The sequence below is a fragment of the Paenibacillus sp. FSL H8-0104 genome (assembly GCF_038050215.1).
GTDB lineage: Bacteria > Bacillota > Bacilli > Paenibacillales > Paenibacillaceae > Paenibacillus > Paenibacillus amylolyticus.
In genome coordinates this window covers 2,638,861-2,658,256 of record NZ_JBBOTC010000001.1, presented here as the reverse complement: position 1 = coordinate 2,658,256, position 19,396 = coordinate 2,638,861, and the positions used below count along the sequence as shown (strand labels likewise).

Genomic DNA, 19,396 nt, shown 5'->3' with positions numbered 1-19,396 from the left:
AATGTACCTACTGCTCTTCAATATCTCTATTCGAATGTTAGCATTATAACAAAAAAAGCCGTTCCAGAGGAACGACTATCGCAGACATACCCTAAGACACGCCTTAGCAAAAATGAAATTTATCCAGAATGCTCACTTAGCTGAGCAATGATTCTGCACCATCAATCACGATCTCTGCTCCGGTAATATGTCTGGATTCGGACGATGCAAGGAAGCTTACCAGATCGGCAACATGTTCCGGCTGACCCGGCCCGTCCGCAAGCGGTTGCTGTCCTTCCGGGAACTCCATCGGAATAATGATCTGTTGTAGATCATCCGTTTTGACCGTACTTTGATCGATATTTGTCGCAATCGCTCCTGGACAGATCACGTTCACACGTATCTTGAACTTCGCCAGTTCAAGCGCAGCCATCTTGGCAAAAGCAACCTGTCCTGCCTTCGACGTGCTGTACGCCGACATGCCAAAGCTTGAGAAGCGTTGATTGCCGTTGATGGAACTCGTAATGATAATACTGCCACCACCCCGTTTTTTCACGTGAGGCAATGCATATTTAATCGTGAAAAATGTACCATTCAAGTTGGTTGTAATAATCTGTTGCCAATCTTCAACCTGAATTTCCTCAATGGGTGCCGATACACCGTTAATGCCCGCATTGGCAAAAACAATATCCAAACCGCCGAATAACTCAACGGTTTCCAGTACAGCCTTTTCCACACGTGCCGGGTCGGAAATATCTACATCAAATGCTCTTGCCGCACCAGGGTGCAGCGCATTAATCTCTGCTTCTGTTTCCGAGATCCGATCATTCACCAGATCAAACAATGCAACATGTGCACCCTCTTTAGCCAGCTTGACCGCAGTGGCTTTCCCGATACCGGAGCCTGCTCCGGTAATAATCGCGACCTTGCCTTGGAACCGCGACTTTCCGTTATGTTGTGTCATTATCCATCCCACTCCTTCATTTTAGCAATTATGTAAGAATGTACGTTTAAGCTCATCATTAAAGAGGTTGTTCAAAAAGTCCGCTTTTGATTACGAAAGGTGCCTAACGGCACCATCAGCATCGAATATGGAATTCAGCCGAAATAAGTGTGGGCTCACGAAGGTTGTTTCCTTCGGAAACATTGCGGTTGCTCACGTAGCTCTATCTAGGCTCCACTACTCCATTTCTAGCTTTATCCCATCTTCTTGGTACTGAAAACCGACCTTTTTGAACACGCACTTAAAATCAATTCTTCACAAGATTACCCAAAAAGAGTGTCTTTTAAATCAACACCAACAAGTTTTTTCACAGTTGATCTTCGCCGCTGTCACAGCAACATCAGGATCGGTCCACAACTTTGTAACTGGCACTCACCATTCCAGCTCAATGAAAGCGGCATCATCTTCAAGTCCGCCCGTATGTGTAGCATCCAGCAGTACCTGAATGTGTTCATCCGGGATATAGGCTTGAATGGCATCCAGGTCGTTCAGTCCATCCGTATATAACTGTAGACGCAGTGAATCTCCTGCGGACCCTTTCATCTCGCAGATGTGCGGCTTACCACCAACAGGTCCTTCAAGTGTAGACCAACGCTCATTTGTCTTGCAGTGAGTCTGAAATAATTCAGACTGTTCCTGACCATTACGCCACAGACGAATACGCGAATCTCCTTGCCACGCAAGCCACACCCGACTTTTGCGACCGCCTCCCGTAAGCTCAATCCGTCCACATACATACATGGCTTGACTGCCCCGACTTCGCTTTTCCATCAACACTTCACGCAGCAACAAAGGGGAACTTTCCAGTGGCTGTAATTTCTCCAGTTGCTCGGATGCCGGAAGGGTGAGGTCATGAAGAAGACGCTCCACGGCATCCTCCGTCGGATGCTGCGTCGTTTCCAGCCAATCCAGTAAGGCATTCCCCAGAAAACGCGCTGCAAAATCACCCAGATAACTCATGCCTACCCCATCACACAATACAAAATTGCAGACATTTCCTTTCATACGTACCGCAGCAAAGTCCTGTCCTGTATCTCCCTGATGTACCGTCTCAGCCGCTCTGCCATAACCATATCTGCACTTAATCGTGCCCTGATAGCGAGTTAGCGGCTGTTCCCCGGTCTGTACACTCACATAGCGAAAGTTGCCATGCCGTTGCTCGGCATGGCCCCCCTTATCTCCAGCAGACAATGTTGCCAAACGCATCGCTCTCATGATTCCCCTCCTATCTCACAGGCGTAGCAGCGGACATCTGGAACCCGATTGATACCAATTCTGCACATGTACCTGGCAGCATCATGAGTGCACCGGGTGCAAGCAAATAATCAGCTTCAACAAGCATTTCCCGATAACTTTCGGGTAGGACGGATGACATGTTCCGTAGCTTCTCTCCATGCTCATCCTGTAGATTCGTTTCCGAAGAGATTCCCTTCCATCTTCTAGGTTCAGCAATTGGGCCTTCCAGCAGATGATCCGATATAAAAATATTCTCCACCAGCACATTCCCGTCAGGTACACTCATACCCATGATTCTTTTCGCGATAGGCTCGGGATCTTCACCTGTGGCTACCCCATCCGTCATGTGGCATACAAGTGGCGCAGGACAATCCTGCATATTCGGAATTTCGGCCTGTAGAATCTTTTCCGCCTGCAGGAAAGCCTTCGCAGAATCTGAAAATCGTCTCGGAGTCAGGTCAGGCAAAGAACCAACTGCAGCGATTTCGTCAATCCCTTTGATTCCGTTCAACAAGTCATATACATCATCGCTGTAAGCCAATATGGCTATACGATAGCGAGGTGTCAGACGATTTCCCTTGGTAGACCGAAACACCATTTGGCGGATCGCGAGAGATAAGGCATCATAGACGACGTCAATCCGTCGACGATTTTCCAGAACCATATTCATGGAGGCGCTAATATCAATTAAATATATAATAAGTGCAGGTGTACGCTGTGATGCTTGAATCGTGTAGTTCATCTAGGGTGAGTCACCTCCATCATTCACGTGTTATTTATAAGTTAGGCAACGTGTAGCTATTGTTGCTCAGGAATTTGTTAATGGCGCTCATTCGAGCGGCCACTTTGCCGACACCTTTGAAATAGGAAGCATCGGTATTGTAGAGATTTTTGAAATCACGGGCATACGATTCCGCATTTTCAATTTTTCTGCCTTTTTGCGCGTTATACGTCTTATTGTAATGAGCAATCAGCGTGACCACATTCTGGGCACGTTTTTTCTTCAGAGCTGCTTTCTGAGCAATCTCCTGTTGACGTTTAACTTCAGCTGCCGCTTTACGCTCCGCTTCCTGTTTTGCAAGCTTCGCATCATTCTCTTTTTTCCAGACCTGATAAGCTTCATATTTTGCCTGTTTATCATACTTCTCCTGCTGCGCTCTCTTAGCAGCTTCTTTCTTCTGCTGTTCCTGCTTCACCAGAAAGGCCTCATATTTCGCCTGTTTGTCGTACTTGGCCTGTAACGCCTTACGTTCTTCTTCTTTTTTCTTTGCTTCAGCTGCCTTCTGCTTGGCTTCAGCAAGCTTTTTCTTTTCCTCTGCGTCCAGTTTCGCAGCATCTGCGGCCTTTTGCTTCTCTTGCTCTTCCTGCTGTTTGAGCGCAGCTGCCTTTGCTGCTTCAGCCTCTTCCGCAGCTTTGATATCTGCCAGTCGTGTGGCTTCCTGCTGTTCTTTCTGTTTCACCTCTGCCTGATCGGCGAGTATTTTGACCGTTGGCACGCCACCTGCCAGCAATACAATAAGCACAGCGGAGGAAATCATGAACTTTTTGGATCTGTAGAATGGCACAGGTACGGGCTTGTCTGTGTCTTCTTTTGGATTAAGCTTTGCATCCAGTTCCTTGATTGCAGCCTCGACTTCCATCTGCATCGCGCTGTTATGAGGAATAAAATGATAAAGCGAACGGTACACTTCCAGTGCTGCAGCCGGTTTATCTTCATCCTCAAGGGCTCTTGCTTGCAGGAACAGACGGTTCACAACCGCTTCCTGATCGGGAGAGTGAGGCGTTTGGGGACGGTTCCCGTCTTGTGTATTCACCGGTTCACTTACTGGTTCTGAGCTCTTTTTCAGATTCACATCAGCTTCGGACGGATTGGCAGCTTTTTCTTCCGATGTCGCAGCCGCCGCATTGGCCTGATCCACGTCTACCGCAGCCAATGCAACATACCACTCACCAAACGTCGGACAACTGCTCAGATCGTGACTTTCCCAAGCTCGAATAAACAGATCGGACAGTTTGGAACCCCAACGCTTCCCAAGGGACTCCCGCATCGCATAATACCGTTCACTTACCGTTTGCATTTCATGCTGATCAAAATAGCTTTCGCCCCAGGCCTTCTCTACAATCACAGGGTCCGACCAGCTTAACATTTCAGCAATGATAACAGCTCCGGCAAATCGGTCAGCATATGAACTCCACAAACCGCTGTGCACTGTTCGATGGGCTGCATAACCGGGTGACCCCGCAAGCAGGGCATCCGGACGATCCATCTTGGAACCGTACATCTGCTCGACATCCACAAGTTCTACCGCAGACATCTTCCCCAGGTTCTCCACTTCGGAAAAAAACGGAATCATTACATTGGGAGCGGACATATCGCAATGAGCCAGTCCACGTTGTTCCATAGCCGAACCTGTTCCAGCAAGCGCTCTAGCCAGCTTCAGGCTCTCCTCAGCCGTCAACTGTCTCTGATCACTGATCACATCGAACCAGGTCTGACCTTGCACCCATGGCATCAACACCGCATATAACAGATCGGGATGTTTTCCAATGAGCGCTCCGTTTCTTTCCGGAGTGAGCACATCACGCTTGCATACCTGCAAACCTGGCAGTTCACTATAAGACTCCATATGCTCAGACTGATACACCATAGCCGGAATACGGAATTTAGGAAAAAAGACTTTTAGTGCTTTAGCCCCATGAATGGAACCATTTCGGGGTAACAACTGATAAACAATCCCCTGCCTTCCGGCTTGGGCATAAGCCAGACCCGGCGCTGCCGGATGTTGCCCAATCGTATAGGCAATGTCGTTAATCACCACTTCATCCCCGGGATTTGGTTGAAAAGACATGCTTATCCCTCTCTCTATCCTAGTGTCATAGTTGCAGCAAAAACCGGGTGTTGTGACAACGCCCGGTTTTTGCTGTAGTTGTACATCTTCAGCTTGCTATCCACCTATAATTCAGGACGAATTCAGACTTCACATCGGCCTGATCTATGTAAAGCAGATTAACGAGCTTGGTCAGCTGTACGGAATTTGTTAGCAATAGCTGTAAGTTCAGCGCTGATGCTGTTCAGCGTTTGAACGAATGATTGCATTTGTTTGCTAGCTTCTTGGAACTCTTGGAAGAAGCGTTGCTTTGTCATACCTTCCCATTGTCCTTCCATGCTTGTGATGGATTGAGTCAATGTAGATACGATTTGCTGACTTTGCTCACCGCTTTGTTTAAATTGGTTGGAAACCTGATCAAGCTGCTCTGGGGTAACTAAAATACGTCCTGCCATTTGTAAATTCCTCCTTGGTTTGTGCAATTAAATTTTTACTTGTTCAAATTGTACTATACCAGGATCGATCGGACAAAAGCCGAAGGACCTAATCCTATTTACCCCATTTTCAGTGCTTGAAACTTCTCCTAACAGCCTATTTACAAAAAAAGATTCACTTTCTGCTGTTACTTTCATTCACCCTGTTCAGGAAACCACAGGCTCGGTCCCTCTTCTTCCCCGAAAGGAAGGATCTGTGAATCTCCATGCTACAGGCTCAGGCTGCATAGCCTGCACCAGTGTAGCCGGGGAGCCATCAGGCGGAGCGGCATCCTGTACACGATATACGGCCGCCATTGCGGAAAGGGGATCGGATACTACAGCTACAGTTGCAGAATGTGCAGGCATGATTTCTCCTGCACGATTGTTCTGAAGAACATTCAGCATATTGACCGCATTACCATAGGCTGTGTTCACATGACTCAGCACGGAACGGTACTCCATGTCTGCCTGCTGGAATAACAACGCTTTGCGTCCCAGCTGTACGCTTAAGTCCATTAATCGACGCAGCGCATCCTCGCCCAGTCGTTTACTGTGATTCCATTCATTCATCACCGCTGAGCGGGATTCAACCTCCCACTCCAGCGAATGAATCGCCTGATCCAACACTGTCATCTTTTGCTGTATTTGCTCCGCTGCATACTGAATCTGCTTGCTCAGTGCCCGAAGCACATCCGGTTCCACACGAATGCGCATTTACCATCACCTTTCCTCTTCCCCTGCAGGCTGTTTAAGCCAGTCCAGCAGCATCTCGTGAAACTGTTCTCTAGTCGTTAGTGCTGCAACAAGCCAATCATCTGAAGCCGCAGTGCTCATCCGGAACAACCAGTTGGATACCGCACTTGCAGCAAATGCTGCCGACTGCGACTTCCACCCGTCTTCATTCCATACAAGCAACCTGAGCTCCCCGTCTGACTCCTTACCCACCAGACAGCGTGCCAGTGCAAGTGAGCCCTCAGGATCACTTGTCTCCTGTTCGAGTTCCGCTGCCACGGTCTGTACTCCGCTGTTTTCGAGCTCATTCATGACATCATAAAATTTTTTCTTGGAGCACATTAGGGCCGGTTTCTCCGCAGGAGAATGGCCGCTCCATTTCATCCGCTCTATCAGAACATCAATGGCTTCACGAACACTTCCCAGATCGCTGAGCCGGAACGAGTCCGGTACGTCGTCAACACGGGAAACCTCAACGACCCGCTCATCCGTGCAATGTATATAACTCTCATACGACTTGCCGTTGATCGTGTAGCGAATCCAACAAGCTCTGTCGGACAATCCGGCAATGGCTACCCTGGAGAAAACGGTCGGTGTCATGATCAGCTCATCGGTATCCTGATCCCGAATCAGATATCCTTTGTCAAGCAGGGAGGTTTTGACACGCTCCCACTCCATCGCGATATCTTCCGCCATATAGCCGCGAAACGGATCTTCCACACCAAGCAGTCGGTCTGAACCGAGAATACCAGCCAGGAAAAAAAGTTCCTTTGTTTGCAACGTGACTACCTTTTGCTTAGAATCATGAACCGTCAACATTATGAGCCACCTCCCCTCAAACTACAACATGCCATCGGTCACGAATTTCAGAAATCCAATCGGTCATTTTCCAGCTGTCATCACATGGAACTGCACCTTTAACCCTGGAATATTTACGTTTTACATAATAACCTTGACCCGGAGGCAGTACCTTCAGCCCACCTGAACTACCTCCGGATTCGGAATAAGGTATACGGAAGAACGAGAGATCGTTAGGGTCTAAAGTCCCGAACAGCATTCCACTCTGGGAGGCCTTTACATCCGTTACCCAGTCAGAACCAAAGGTTGGGAAGTCTGCCGGAACTCCGGATAGAATCACGTGTACACCGCGATCCCTTCCTTGACGAACAATCGCTCCCAATTGATCTTTTACATTAAAATCGTTTAGCTGCTTGGACAAGGTGTCCGCATCGTCGATGACGAGCACAAGTTCCGGTCCACCGGAAATCTCGCCTCTTTTCAGAACTTCATCGTACAACTGTTGAATGACAGGTGCAAGCTGTTCTTCTCGCGATACATGTCCACGGACATGGGGCAAACTGCTGATTTCCCCCAGCCCACCTGATCCATAACGCATATCTACTGTGTATATTTGCACAGCTTCCGGAGAAGCATGATAAGCCAGTGATAACATCCATGTCAATAAAAATGTCGTTTTGCCGCCTTCCATCGGACTCGTTACCATGAAATGCGGACCTTCACGCAGATTAAGCTCGAATGGTTCCAGATCATCCGTAAGCAGTCCCACAGGGACAGTTACAGACGATGTATCCCAAGCCTGACCATATGATCCTGTCCGAATGAGCAGATCCTTGAGTTTGATCTCTTCCGGAAGTGGAGCAATCTGCGGCGCTTCTTCCCCTGTCCAGCCTTGGCGAATCTCAGCAATCGTACGGCGCAGTGCCGATGAACGCTTGCCCTCATCTGCCCCTGAAGAAGGTAATGCCGCCTGGAACATTAACGGAGGCACTTGCCCTTTGACCAGACCTCTTCCTGGCGGAAGTTGGCTTGGCGCCTTGGAAGGTCTTCCCACGGCATAATAATAATCGCTTGGATCGGATAACTCAAATGAAACCGCATTGGGAATATTGCTTCTGAATTTTTCAAATACATCTGTTACCCGATTGGCGGTGAGCACAAAGGTGATACCCAGACTTCCGCCTTCACGCAGGATCGTCTCCAGAAGTTCATTTTCTTCCGGATAGGCATTGCGGAATGAAAGATAACCATCGATAACGACCACAACCTGCGGGACAGCCGCGTGAGCTGTCCGGCGGTACGCCGAAATCGTTTTAACCCCCGCCTCCGAGATGATATCTTTACGTTGTGCTGACAGCTTGAGAATATAACGGAATAACCGCTTGATCCGGTCTTCCTCTTCAGCCATCATCACGCCACCGATTTGAGGTAGTGCTGCAAAATCCTTCATCATACGGCCCATGTCGATAATGTAACCATGCCAAGGCTCAGTTCTGTGGGAACGGGCTAGAGACATAAGCAAGGTCTGAACAAATGTTGTTTTGCCCAGTCCTGGCATGCCGTACACGACCAGATGTCCTTGATCCACAGGCAATGCGAGCGGTTGTTGGCGCTGATTCGGGAGATCATCCAGCAAACCAACCAGTGGTTTCAGACCATTCGCCCCGCCATCAAGCAGCAGATCCCGATTCTCTTCTTCCTGCCAGTCCTGAAGACCTTCCCATTCCAGTGTCTCTGGTAAAGGTGGCAACCATGGTCCTGGCAAACGACGGATACCGGCATCCGCTGCAGACTGCGCAACATAATCAATAAATACCTGAAGCTGTTTCGGAACATCTTCACCTTTGAGGACGGCTCTGCGCTCTCCAGTTAACAGAGGCTCCCGCTTACCGTTCAGGCGCACTTCCATAACAGGCAAAACTGTTGTTGAATCCTCCTGCTGGTTATAAGGTGCACCACTCCAGGCGAATTGCATTTCTTCAAACACTTCATCACTACCAACCTGGAAATATCCACGACCAGGCTTTGTAATCCAGGCAGCATTTGGAATTTTGATCATATCCCTGCTATCTCCCTCACTCTGTACACGAAGGCAGATCCGGAAGCGCGAATTACTCCATATTTTATCGTCCACAACACCAGCTGGCTTTTGGGTTGCCAGAATTAGATGAACCCCAAGTGTCCGGCCAATGGCCGCGATACTGATCAATTCATCCATGAACTCCGGTTGGTCCCGCTTCAATTGCGCAAACTCGTCAATGATAATAACCAGATGTGGCAGTGGCTGTTCATGTCTGGAACGCAGAATCTTGTAATATTCATCAATATGCTGGAGGTTTCCCGCATCATTTAATATTTTTTGCCTTCTGACCAATTCGGCTCGAAGTGAAATATTCGCCCGCTCGATCAGATTCCCATCCAGATTGGTGATTGTCCCTACCACATGAGGCAGATCAACAAATGTATTGGACATACCGCCACCTTTATAGTCAATCAGCATGAAGGCCAGATCATGTGGATGGAATTCAGCAGCGAGTGAAGCTACGATGGACTGGATGACTTCACTTTTACCTGAACCAGTTGTACCTGCAATTAGACCATGGGGACCATGACCCTGACGTTCAATTTTGTCATGCAGGTTTATCGCAATTTTTTTGCCGCCAGCTCGTACACCCATTGGTACAGGCAGCGTATCAGGATATCTCGTCTGTCCCCACCTGGACACCACATCCAGATCTTCCACGCGTGATGTACTCAGCATATCGAATAACGGAAGCACTTGCGGGATATCTGAAGCAGATGAACGCTTTAACCGGATCGGTGACATATAACGGGAAAGCGCCTCTGCCATCTCCTTCGAGATCACATCAGGCTTGTACGTTTGTTGAATAACATCCGCATCTTCCGTTTTTTTGATATACACCCCTTTGCCTTTCGAGGCATCCATAATCAACTGACAATGCATCGGTAGAGACTCCTTGCGATTAGCCAGTATGATGGTGCATACATCAATGTCCTGAGCCGACTCCAGCAGCAGCGGAAGTAACGGTTCTTCTTCAATCAATTGCGTATCGGAGAGAATCACAACGTAACATGGAGTTTGTACGCTTTTCTTGTAGCGGTCTTCCTTATTGTTACGACGCCGATTCAACACGGAAAACAAGCTGTCCGCCAATTGATGCGCACCGCTGTGCCTGTCGGCCATATAGCGTTGTCCTTGGTCTTCATCCCAGATATGGGGCATCCAGCGAAGCCAGTCCCATTCCTTGCTGTCCTTTTCTTCATAGAAAGCAGCAAGCTTCAGTTCATCCGGGGAATGGCGTACCGTCAGTTGTGAGATGATGACTCGCAGGGAAGCAAGCACTTCCTCCCGATCACCGACAAGTCCCATAACCTTCGATTGGAACAAAGGCAATGTAATGGAAGCATCTGGTACCGTCTGGAATTCAGCCGCAAGTTCATGGGCCGCTTCAATCAGCTCATCCTTCTCGTAACCATCAATCCGCGGAACCTGAAGTTTGATGCGGAATGGAATCTCTCCCGTGCCAATGCGCACCTGAAGGAAATCATCATCCTCTGGTGAACGCTCCCACAAGGAACTGTTCCGGTTCTTCACCACTTGAAGACACACACCCGGATCACCATGAATTTCGTATAGGCTCTTCACTTGCTCCGCCTGAGCTTCTTTCAGTTCTTCCCGGTGTTTGTCCAGTTGGGCAAGATACATTATTTTTCGTTCTTCCAATTTTTTGCGATATGATTTCTTGTTGCTCAGATACACGAAGAATGGAATGGTGTAAGAAGTAAGCATCATCATGACCGTCATCATCTGAAACATCATATAATTGCTGTTATTCATTTTGCCGGTCATATTGATATATACGTAGAAACCAATGCTGACCATAGTCATCATGATCGGCACAATAATGGATATCATGGAAAACGTGGGTTTGCTCGGTTCTGTTGGAGGCCTGAGTATTTCGAGTCTCTCTTCCTTGAGAACCGGTGTCATTCTTGGAGAACGCTGATATAACACATTCACGAAGAGAAGACCTCCTTTAGTTCGTTCAATAATGAATGTATACGTTCAAAAGCCCTATTCGTTGCTGTCCTGCTGAAACAATGAACGTCTTCCATATACAGGCGCTTCTTCCGAAGTCGTTGAAAAAGCCCGCTGAACACGTACGCAACTGCCCTGTCGCAGCCCTGTTTCCATTAACTGCTGTGCGTTCTGCGGAGAGAACCACAGACCTTCCGGAAACTTGGCTTCAAGGATGTACTGAATGCCGTCTCCCGGTGCCTGTCCAAAAATGCGAACGCCGAGTAATGTCTTCAAATGTTCAATGGTACATTCGTCCGGAACATCGATGTCGAACCATTCTCCTTCCTCGCGGCCGGAATACACGGTTAGAATCATCCGAATCCCTCCCATGGTCTCATATGTAAATTGTCCTAATGTCAGATTAAATCAAAAAAAAGAGAATGAATCGTTATATCAACCCTATTTTCTTACATAAACACCCTGTTTGCAATGTACCACCTGTAATTTTGTTACATATGACCCACGTATATATTAAAATATCGTACATTCGACTCAGAACTTTCGTGGCAGTTATGCAATTAATTATTGCGAGGATACGAAAACTTTAGTTTTTTGTTCCATTTAAATGGTAATTAAGTTACGTTTTTCAGGACTTTTATTCCTTCGCTCACAATTGAATTGTGAACACTTTTCAAACATTACCCACCTTTATGTTTTCATAAGCTGATTTTAAGGTAATTTTAAGCATTGGAATTTAATATTAGCTGTATGAAATAACAACCGTGAGGTGATTTCAAGTGAGAACCCTAATAACCTTTCAAAACAAATCAATCCCTGTATATTTTAATCAAGAAAACAAACAACCTATGCAGAAGACATTAAGATTGCTTAGCAGTGCTCTTGAGCATAAAATTAGCAACGGTAAACGCGCCATTCAAAAATGTCTGCATTCTTTAATTAGTATTGAGATTGTTAATGGAGAAGCCATTCTCCACAGTCGAAGTGAAAACGACTCTCTTGCTTTATCTTTATATTAAAAGGAGTCAACCAAAACACATCCATTACAAGACATGAAAAAGGAAGCTGTCGTTATAGACAAGCTTCCTTTTTTGAGTTGTATACCCGTTAACAGCGGCTCGCAATTATTATCAGCCATCGCTCAGTGCAGTTTGCTCAGGACATAGGCGGCATCATGTTCTTCCGCAATCTCGGCTTTACGAATACGAATGACAAACAGCCGAACCAAATTGGCACGTGTATGTTCTTCCTGACAGGTATTCAGTTTCCTCAGAATAAAGCGGTCAATGGACATGAATTTAAGCCCCTTTGCCATTGGATTTACGGATCGATTCTTCCGTGTATCCATAAATAACCAGATAGCGTCAGCCCCAAACAGCTTTTCCGCTCTTATATTAAGCCGTATTTTGCCAAGGTGTAATATTGTGCAAAAAGCCCGTCCCACCAAGCTGGAGACGGACTTTCGCATGATTTGTCGATCTTTTTGTAACCCACCCTAATCATTCATAAATGCCCCTGCTAATTTACTCTTTTTCGACTTATTTCACTCCTGGATATTCCCGATATTGGTGCTGAAGGCTGATCCACCGAGTACGTGTAAACTTCTCAATGGCCCAATCCCCACCGAAACGTCCAATCCCTGAAGCTTTTTCACCTCCAAACATCACATGCGCTTCATCGTTCACAGACTGATCATTTACATGCACCATACCCGATTCAATGCGCTGGGCAACCTGATATCCTCGATTCAGATCTTTGGTGAATACGGAACCACTAAGTCCATAAGGCGTATCATTCGCCAAACGTACAGCTTCCTGCTCATCATGAGCCTTCATGATCACTGCCACTGGGCCAAACAATTCCTGCTGCACGATATCCTGTTCAGGTTTGACATCGGCAAGTACAGTAGGAGAAAGCACACTGCCTTTACTGGACCCTCCGAGCAATAACCGGGCTCCTTCAGCTTTGGTTTTGTTCACAAGCTCCTGTAATCGTTCTACCTCTTTTTCCCGAATGAGAGGACCCACGAGTGTTTTGGCATCCGCTGGATCACCTGCCTGGACATTCTTCGTTTTGGCAACAAATGATTCGACGAACTTATCGTAAATATCGGCATGCACAATGATACGATTCAGAGCCATGCAGATCTGTCCCTGATGCAGAAACTTGCCAAAGACCGCCGCTTCAGCAGCACGTTCAATGTCCGCATCTTCCAGCACAACCATCGCGTTGTTGCCTCCAAGTTCCAGTGCCGTTTCTTTTAAATGTTCACCCGCCAGTTTACCGATCCCTTGTCCAACTTCTGTGGAACCCGTAAATGAAATCACTTTGGGAACCGGATGAGCGACAAAGTAATCCCCGATTTCGCTGCCACTTCCCGCAACGACATTTAGCACGCCCTCAGGCAGACCAGCCTGTTCAAACAAATCGGCAATGAGCCAACCTGCCGTAATCGGAGTGTCTGATGCTGGTTTAATCACCACACCATTACCAAGGGCAATCGCTGGAGCTACAGATCGCAGGCATAGATGCAAAGGGAAGTTCCACGGCCCGATAACACCAATCACTCCCTTCGGCTCACGAATCACACGGTTCTCTTTGCCAGGGGTGTTGGACGGGATGATCTCACCCTTCATGCGATAAGGAAAAGATGCTGCTTCATCCACAATCCGTTTAGCCGCTGCAAACTCCGCCTCCGATTTGATTCGGGTACTCCCGGATTCCGTGATCAACAGTTGAATGATCTCCTCTTTTCGCTCCGCCATCAGGGATGAAACTTTACGCAATACCTCTTCTTTCGCAGCAGGTAATGACTTTGCCCATTCAATCGAATTTTTCTGAGCTGACTCATAAGCCTTATCTATGTCTTTCTTATTGGAAGAGCGCCATGTGGCAATAACTTCTCCCGTATAAGGATTGATATTCTCCATTGTTTTCTCACCGGAGCCTTCTACCCAGCTGCCATTAATATATTGTTTCGTCCATGTTATATGTTCAGTGTCTATTAAAGTCATGTGAATACGCCTCCTGATCAAGATTAAATGTCACACCTGCACAACGGTGTAATACATCATTAACCTTGTTCAGAAATACGCAAACGTGAAGACCTGAATTAACCTTCCATTCCTTAAGCATAAGGAAACAACACAACCCACAGTATTTTGCCGCCCTGTAAGTCTTTCATCTGTCAGGCAGGCTCTTCTCTCCAAAGAGGCTCAGATCTTCCCATACGTAGCCAACTTCGATCAGATCTTGACCACCAATGCGGAGGGACTGTGTCTGGACTGGAGTGCCTCCCATCTTTTCATAGAAGCGACAAGCTGAATTACGCTCCAAAGCCCATATGATCAAACGTTTCATATTGTGGGTCTGCAGATGATGAACGACATGTGTCGCGAGTTGCTGACCTATCCCCGTTTGTTGCACTTCCCTCAGCAAATATATAGCGTACAACTCCCCATCATAAGGTAATTTGCCTTCACGTTCCTTACCCCCACAAGCAAATCCGACAATGTTCCCATCATCCTGTTCAGCTACCACCAGGATCTGATCCTTTTCGCCACAGCGAATATTCTTTTCCCACTGGGACAATCTTGATTCTGTAGTCAAATGATCCAAAAAATCGTCGGGCACAATTCCCCGATACGTTGTTTTCCAACTCTCCGTATGTACATGGGCTATCCCCTGCGCATCCCCTTCACGCGCCCGCCTGATCAGCATAGCTATCACTCACTTTCTCACGCAACTCCCTTAGATTTACCATATTATATATTCTTCTTTCTATAATTCCAAATTCATCCACTTCAGTCCTGATGCCGCTAGGCATGATTCGTAATCAAAAGTGGACTTTTTGAACTACCTCTTATAAAGTAAAATCCGGCCCTACGGCCGGATCGTTACCCTGGTGCCTACAGATACCTTGGAAGACAGATCCAGTACATCCGAGTTGTACATGCGTATACAACCATGGGAGACGGATTTGCCAATAGACCAAGGCTCATTGGTTCCGTGTATGCCATAATGGGGAGCAGACAGTCCCATCCAGAACACGCCAAATGGCCCACCTGGATTCGATTGTTTGTTAATAATAGTGAACTCCCCGTTTGGAGTCTGCGTGAGCATCTTGCCGGTGGCCACAGGATAGCCCTTAATCACCTGATTGCCATCCAGAAGATATAACATGTGGTCAGACAGATCTACAATAATCCTGTAATCTGGCATAATGACATCCCTCCTGACCTATCTTATGCAAGATACCGGATGATGCCCGCCTGATTTCAGGCTTCCTCCCACTCTTTCACACTATGGGAGTGCTTGGGTTTGCGACTATTGGCCGGTTTGCTGGAGGCGGTACGCCTTCTGGATGCCACTTCTTCCTTGCGTTGCTGATATTGCAATTCCTTCTGCATTTTCAGATAATTATTCAGTCTTTTTTCATCCAATGAACCATCCTGTATGGCCTCTTTCACTGCACATCCAGCTTCCCGTGTATGACTGCAATCCAGAAATCGGCACGTGGCGGCAAGTTCTTCAATTTCTCCAAAAGCATGCGACAGCCCATCATTGCCCTCATCCCAGAGATTAAGCTCGCGCATTCCTGGAGTATCGATCAATACGGCTCCCTGTGGAAGTACAAACATCTCCCGGTGTGTTGTCGTATGTCTCCCACGGCTGTCTCCCTCGCGGACGGATTGCGTAAGCTGCACATCCTCACCCATCATCCAGTTCACCAGCGTCGACTTGCCACTGCCAGAAGATCCTGTGAGCGCAACAGTCAGCCCTGGCTGCAAATATCGTTCCAGTAAGGATTTCCCTTGACCCTCCACTGCAGATATCGCAAGCACTTCAACGCCTGGAGCAATTCCCTCTACACTTCGGATCTGTTCTTCCACATTGTTGCACAGATCACTTTTGCTCAGAACAATGACTGGCCTTACGCCACCATTCCAAGCCATCATCACGTACCTTTCGAGTCGTCTAAGGTTGAAATCATGATTAAGTGCAGCCACGATTAACAGTGTATCTACGTTTGCGGCGATTAATTGTTCCTTGGTCACTGGACCTGCCGCCTGTCTCGATACCCTGCTCCGACGGGACACCAGATTGTGAATAATTGCTTCTTCACCTGCCTGACCTGTAATGGCCACCCAATCTCCAACCGCTGGTACCAAGCTGGTCTCCAGACTATCATGACGCATTCGGCCCGAAATTCTTCCCCAGCATTCGCCCTCTTCTGTAATCAAACGTTGCAGATGTCCATGGTCTGCGATAATTCTGGCTGGCTTTCTCTCCTGCTCTTCCATCCCTGTCTCTTGCCACAGTTCCTGCCACTTTGCAGACCAGCCGTACTTCTCAATATGGTTATCTAAAATAAAAATCCCTCCCAAAATAAGTTGTTTACTTCATTCAAGCCGAGTGAACAATCATCTCCGGTTCAGATCAAAACAAAAAACCACGGGTAGAAATACACCCGCGGCAATAAGCAGTTAACCGAATCAAAGATCATCCCTTCTTGTAGATCTACCGGATAAAATACTTAACCATCCGATATAAACAATTCAGGAACACCCTTTTATCGGCAAACAAAAAAGCCACGGGTGCGTCACCCGTGGCTTCATGTGAGCATGCGCTACTTCACGTTACAATGGATACTGCTATCCAGCTAACGCAAAATTACATGCTTTGATCCGTTCCGGAGACGCTGTTCATATTCAAATTAACGTATACTGCATTTAAATTTGTCATAAACAATCGCCTCCCTTGTAGAATTATCCATTATGTTACACACTGAGCTTTACAGTTGTCAAGCCCAAACTTTTTTACCACCAGCTACTCTATTTGACCTGATCCCAGCGTGTCCACATTTCCTTCGGATTCAATTCATAGATCTCCTCTTCCCGATACATGAACTGATGCATGATAAATTCCCGCCGAATCGTGGCAAAGTCTTCATGGTATTGCTTTATAAATGTATTGATTTCTTTTTCCGTATACTTCCGACCAAATTCAAGCTGCTCGACCAGATGACCAAGTACAATCAGTTTTTTCTTGTATTGAGCCGGAATCTGACGCAGTCGTCCATCTTTGGAGAAAAAATTTCTCATGACCGACGCTTTCAGTGTTTCGTTCACATCACTCATATCCGCAACCTCCTCTCGATTAAAGATAAAATCAACCGAAGCCTGTGCATTCTCGCGGATAAACGAAGGATTGAGTGTGAAATACACTGTATTTTTCTCCCGTCGTTCCTTAATCAGCGCCGCCTCTCTCAGCTTGGATGCATGATGTGTCACGGTTGGCTGTGACAGATTCAGTCGCTCGGCAAGTGCCTGTCCGTGCAGTTCACCCTGTGCCAATAACAGCAGCATGCGAAGCCGGGTCGGGTCAGCCAACGCTTTATGATAAGCCACAATTTTCTCCAGCTGCATCATCGTTCATCTCGCTTTCAATTAGATATATATCTAATTTGATATTAGTCTTTTCTTCTCTGCACGTCAACTCCTTTGGTTTCAAGTAAGCTTGTCTAATTAAACTCCACGCTTGAACTGGCATTGGCTCGTTATTTACGGTAGGATTATATTGCTTGAAATAAGGAGGATTAAGAACATGGAAGATGTCATTATTATCGGCGGAGGCCCATGCGGTCTGTCTGCTGCAATTGAATGTGAGCGGCTGGGACTGTCCGCTGTGATCGTTGAGAAATACAATATCGTTCAATCTATTTATCTGTATCCAACCCATATGCAGTTTTTCAGCACAGCCCCGCTGCTTGAGATCGGAAACGTTCCGTTCAGTACACCTAATGATAAACCGTTTCGTTATGAAGCACTTGCCTATTATCGCAGGGTAGCCGAACATTTTGGTCTGCGTGTTCATAACTATGAGGAAGCCCGTGAAATTAAACGCAAGGATGATGGTACGTTTGAGGTACATACGCTCAATCGCCGCGGGGAAGCCATCGTACATGTTGGACGCAATGTAGTTGTAGCTACCGGTTATTTTGACCATCCTAACTATCTGGGCATCCCTGGAGAAGATAAAGATAAGGTAACCCACTACTTCCGGGAAGCCCACCCGTATACCCGTACACGTGTCGCCATTATTGGCGGAAGCAACTCAGCCGTGGATGCGGCCATGGAACTGGTTCGGGTCGGAGCACATATTGATATGGTTTATCGCGGCAGTGGTCTGTCCCAGCATATTAAACCATGGGTACGCCCGCTATTCGAGAGCATGGTGACAAAAGGTCATATCACACTCCACCTGGAATCACGCGTGAATGAAATACTCGATGATTCGATTCGTCTGATACACACGGATGGTTCCACTCGGGAACTGGATAATGACTTCGTACTGGCAATGACCGGTTTCCGTCCAGATCGTCAACTACTCACGTCGGTAGGTGTGGAGATGTCTGATGATATGGATAAACCTCTATATGATGCACAAACGATGGAAAGCAGCGTACCTGGTGTATATGTGGGTGGAGTCATCGCTTCGGGTCGTAATGCCAATGAAGTCTTTATTGAATCCGGACGCTGGCATGGACGGTACATTGCGGAACATATCGTTAGCAAACAACGTGGACAGACTGAAGGGAAATGAAAACAATGGATATGACTTCCCTGCTGTTGCTCGTATTTGCGGCTCTCGGGATTATCAGCAGCAACACACCTGTGACTGTAGCGATGGTATTTCTGTTGTTGCTACGAGTCCTGAACCTGAATCAGGCATTTCCATGGCTTGAAAAATACGGACTTACACTGGGCATTATCATTCTGACCATTGGCGTGATGGCACCTCTTGCCAGTGGCAAGATGAGTCTGCAGACGATCGGTGAGTCTTTCCTACACTGGAAGTCCCTGCTCGCCATTGGCGTAGGATTACTGGTGGCATATCTCGGAGGACGTGGCGCTACGTTGATGGGTACACAGCCAACTGTCGTTGCAGGGCTGTTAATCGGAACGGTACTTGGGGTTGCCCTGTTCAAGGGTGTACCTGTGGGTCCATTGATTGCGGCGGGAATTTTATCATTGCTCCTGGGCAAATCCTGATTCAAGTTGTGAAGGTTGTGACCTGACATGCTATGCAGATTGGCTGTATTTCCCACCGTTGTGTGATATACTTCTATTCATGCAAATTGTGTACACGAGTCTACAACAGAATAATCCACATTAGAGGTTGTTCAAAAAGTCCGCTTTTGATTACGAAGGATGCCTAGAGGCATCATCAGCATCGAATATGGAATTCAGCCGAAATGTCCGTTGCTCACGTAGTTTTCCCT

18 protein-coding genes are annotated in these 19,396 nt (G+C 47.2%); 3 read left to right on the top strand and 15 right to left on the bottom strand.

All coding sequences use genetic code 11. The features are described from left to right. Window positions 1-136: 136 nt before the first annotated feature. The 9 genes from NST38_RS12050 to NST38_RS12010 all read right to left on the bottom strand — a co-directional run bounded on the left by NST38_RS12050 (window position 137) and on the right by NST38_RS12010 (window position 11,469). Window positions 137-943 (bottom strand): SDR family oxidoreductase, encoded by an 807-nt coding sequence (locus tag NST38_RS12050; RefSeq protein WP_017689067.1) that lies wholly within the window; start codon window positions 941-943, stop codon window positions 137-139. A gap of 411 nt (window positions 944-1,354) precedes the next feature. After that, the gene (locus NST38_RS12045; RefSeq protein ID WP_076249773.1) at window positions 1,355-2,197 is read right to left on the bottom strand and encodes a protein phosphatase 2C domain-containing protein; all 843 of its coding nucleotides are present in this window, start codon (window positions 2,195-2,197) and stop codon (window positions 1,355-1,357) included. Window positions 2,198-2,207: 10 nt separating this feature from the next. Further along, the gene (locus NST38_RS12040; protein ID WP_017689069.1) at window positions 2,208-2,960 is read right to left on the bottom strand and encodes a vWA domain-containing protein; all 753 of its coding nucleotides are present in this window, start codon (window positions 2,958-2,960) and stop codon (window positions 2,208-2,210) included. A gap of 34 nt (window positions 2,961-2,994) precedes the next feature. Continuing rightward, complete coding sequence (locus NST38_RS12035; protein ID WP_076249774.1) at window positions 2,995-5,067, bottom strand: hypothetical protein; 2,073 nt, start codon at window positions 5,065-5,067, stop codon at window positions 2,995-2,997. A 158-nt stretch (window positions 5,068-5,225) separates the two neighbouring features. After that, window positions 5,226-5,501 carry a WXG100 family type VII secretion target gene (locus tag NST38_RS12030; RefSeq protein ID WP_017689071.1) on the bottom strand — a complete coding sequence of 92 codons (276 nt, stop codon included), beginning with the start codon at window positions 5,499-5,501 and terminating at the stop codon, window positions 5,226-5,228. Window positions 5,502-5,687: 186 nt separating this feature from the next. Next, a complete protein-coding gene (locus NST38_RS12025; RefSeq protein ID WP_076249775.1) occupies window positions 5,688-6,236 on the bottom strand; it encodes a WXG100 family type VII secretion target in 549 nt (182 codons plus the stop codon). A gap of 6 nt (window positions 6,237-6,242) precedes the next feature. After that, window positions 6,243-7,073 carry a hypothetical protein gene (locus NST38_RS12020; RefSeq protein WP_047842537.1) on the bottom strand — a complete coding sequence of 277 codons (831 nt, stop codon included), beginning with the start codon at window positions 7,071-7,073 and terminating at the stop codon, window positions 6,243-6,245. A gap of 16 nt (window positions 7,074-7,089) precedes the next feature. Further along, a complete protein-coding gene (gene essC, locus NST38_RS12015) occupies window positions 7,090-11,094 on the bottom strand; it encodes a type VII secretion protein EssC (protein WP_076249776.1) in 4,005 nt (1,334 codons plus the stop codon). A 54-nt stretch (window positions 11,095-11,148) separates the two neighbouring features. Continuing rightward, the gene (locus NST38_RS12010; protein ID WP_074094613.1) at window positions 11,149-11,469 is read right to left on the bottom strand and encodes a hypothetical protein; all 321 of its coding nucleotides are present in this window, start codon (window positions 11,467-11,469) and stop codon (window positions 11,149-11,151) included. A 422-nt stretch (window positions 11,470-11,891) separates the two neighbouring features. Here NST38_RS12010 and NST38_RS12005 point away from each other — a divergent pair, with 422 nt between their 5' ends. Further along, window positions 11,892-12,131 (top strand): hypothetical protein, encoded by a 240-nt coding sequence (locus NST38_RS12005; RefSeq protein WP_074094612.1) that lies wholly within the window; start codon window positions 11,892-11,894, stop codon window positions 12,129-12,131. A gap of 122 nt (window positions 12,132-12,253) precedes the next feature. Here the strand turns inward: NST38_RS12005 and NST38_RS12000 are convergent, their stop codons facing one another. From NST38_RS12000 to NST38_RS11975, 6 genes are all read right to left on the bottom strand, one after another. Further along, on the bottom strand, window positions 12,254-12,460 hold the full coding sequence (locus NST38_RS12000) for a hypothetical protein (RefSeq protein WP_133384357.1): 207 nt from the start codon (window positions 12,458-12,460) through the stop codon (window positions 12,254-12,256). A 190-nt stretch (window positions 12,461-12,650) separates the two neighbouring features. After that, window positions 12,651-14,126 carry an aldehyde dehydrogenase family protein gene (locus NST38_RS11995; protein ID WP_076249777.1) on the bottom strand — a complete coding sequence of 492 codons (1,476 nt, stop codon included), beginning with the start codon at window positions 14,124-14,126 and terminating at the stop codon, window positions 12,651-12,653. Between the two features lie 166 nt (window positions 14,127-14,292). Further along, entirely contained in the window at window positions 14,293-14,832 is a 540-nt protein-coding gene (locus NST38_RS11990) for a GNAT family N-acetyltransferase (protein ID WP_076249778.1), read from the bottom strand. Window positions 14,833-14,994: 162 nt separating this feature from the next. Continuing rightward, window positions 14,995-15,333, bottom strand: coding sequence for a L,D-transpeptidase (locus NST38_RS11985; RefSeq protein ID WP_076249779.1), 339 nt, complete (start codon window positions 15,331-15,333; stop codon window positions 14,995-14,997). 56 nt (window positions 15,334-15,389) lie between these two features. Beyond that, entirely contained in the window at window positions 15,390-16,415 is a 1,026-nt protein-coding gene (gene rsgA / locus NST38_RS11980; RefSeq protein WP_370511412.1) for a ribosome small subunit-dependent GTPase A, read from the bottom strand. Window positions 16,416-16,946: 531 nt separating this feature from the next. Then, the gene (locus tag NST38_RS11975) at window positions 16,947-17,540 is read right to left on the bottom strand and encodes a DUF2087 domain-containing protein (protein WP_076249781.1); all 594 of its coding nucleotides are present in this window, start codon (window positions 17,538-17,540) and stop codon (window positions 16,947-16,949) included. Between the two features lie 178 nt (window positions 17,541-17,718). Between NST38_RS11975 and NST38_RS11970 the strand changes: the two genes are divergently transcribed. Further along, window positions 17,719-18,717: a YpdA family putative bacillithiol disulfide reductase gene (locus NST38_RS11970; protein WP_076249782.1), complete on the top strand. Its 999-nt coding sequence runs from the start codon at window positions 17,719-17,721 to the stop codon at window positions 18,715-18,717. 5 nt (window positions 18,718-18,722) lie between these two features. Then, window positions 18,723-19,166, top strand: a complete 444-nt coding sequence (locus tag NST38_RS11965; RefSeq protein ID WP_036609212.1) for a DUF441 domain-containing protein — start codon at window positions 18,723-18,725, stop codon at window positions 19,164-19,166. The last annotated feature ends 230 nt before the right edge of the window (window positions 19,167-19,396 follow it).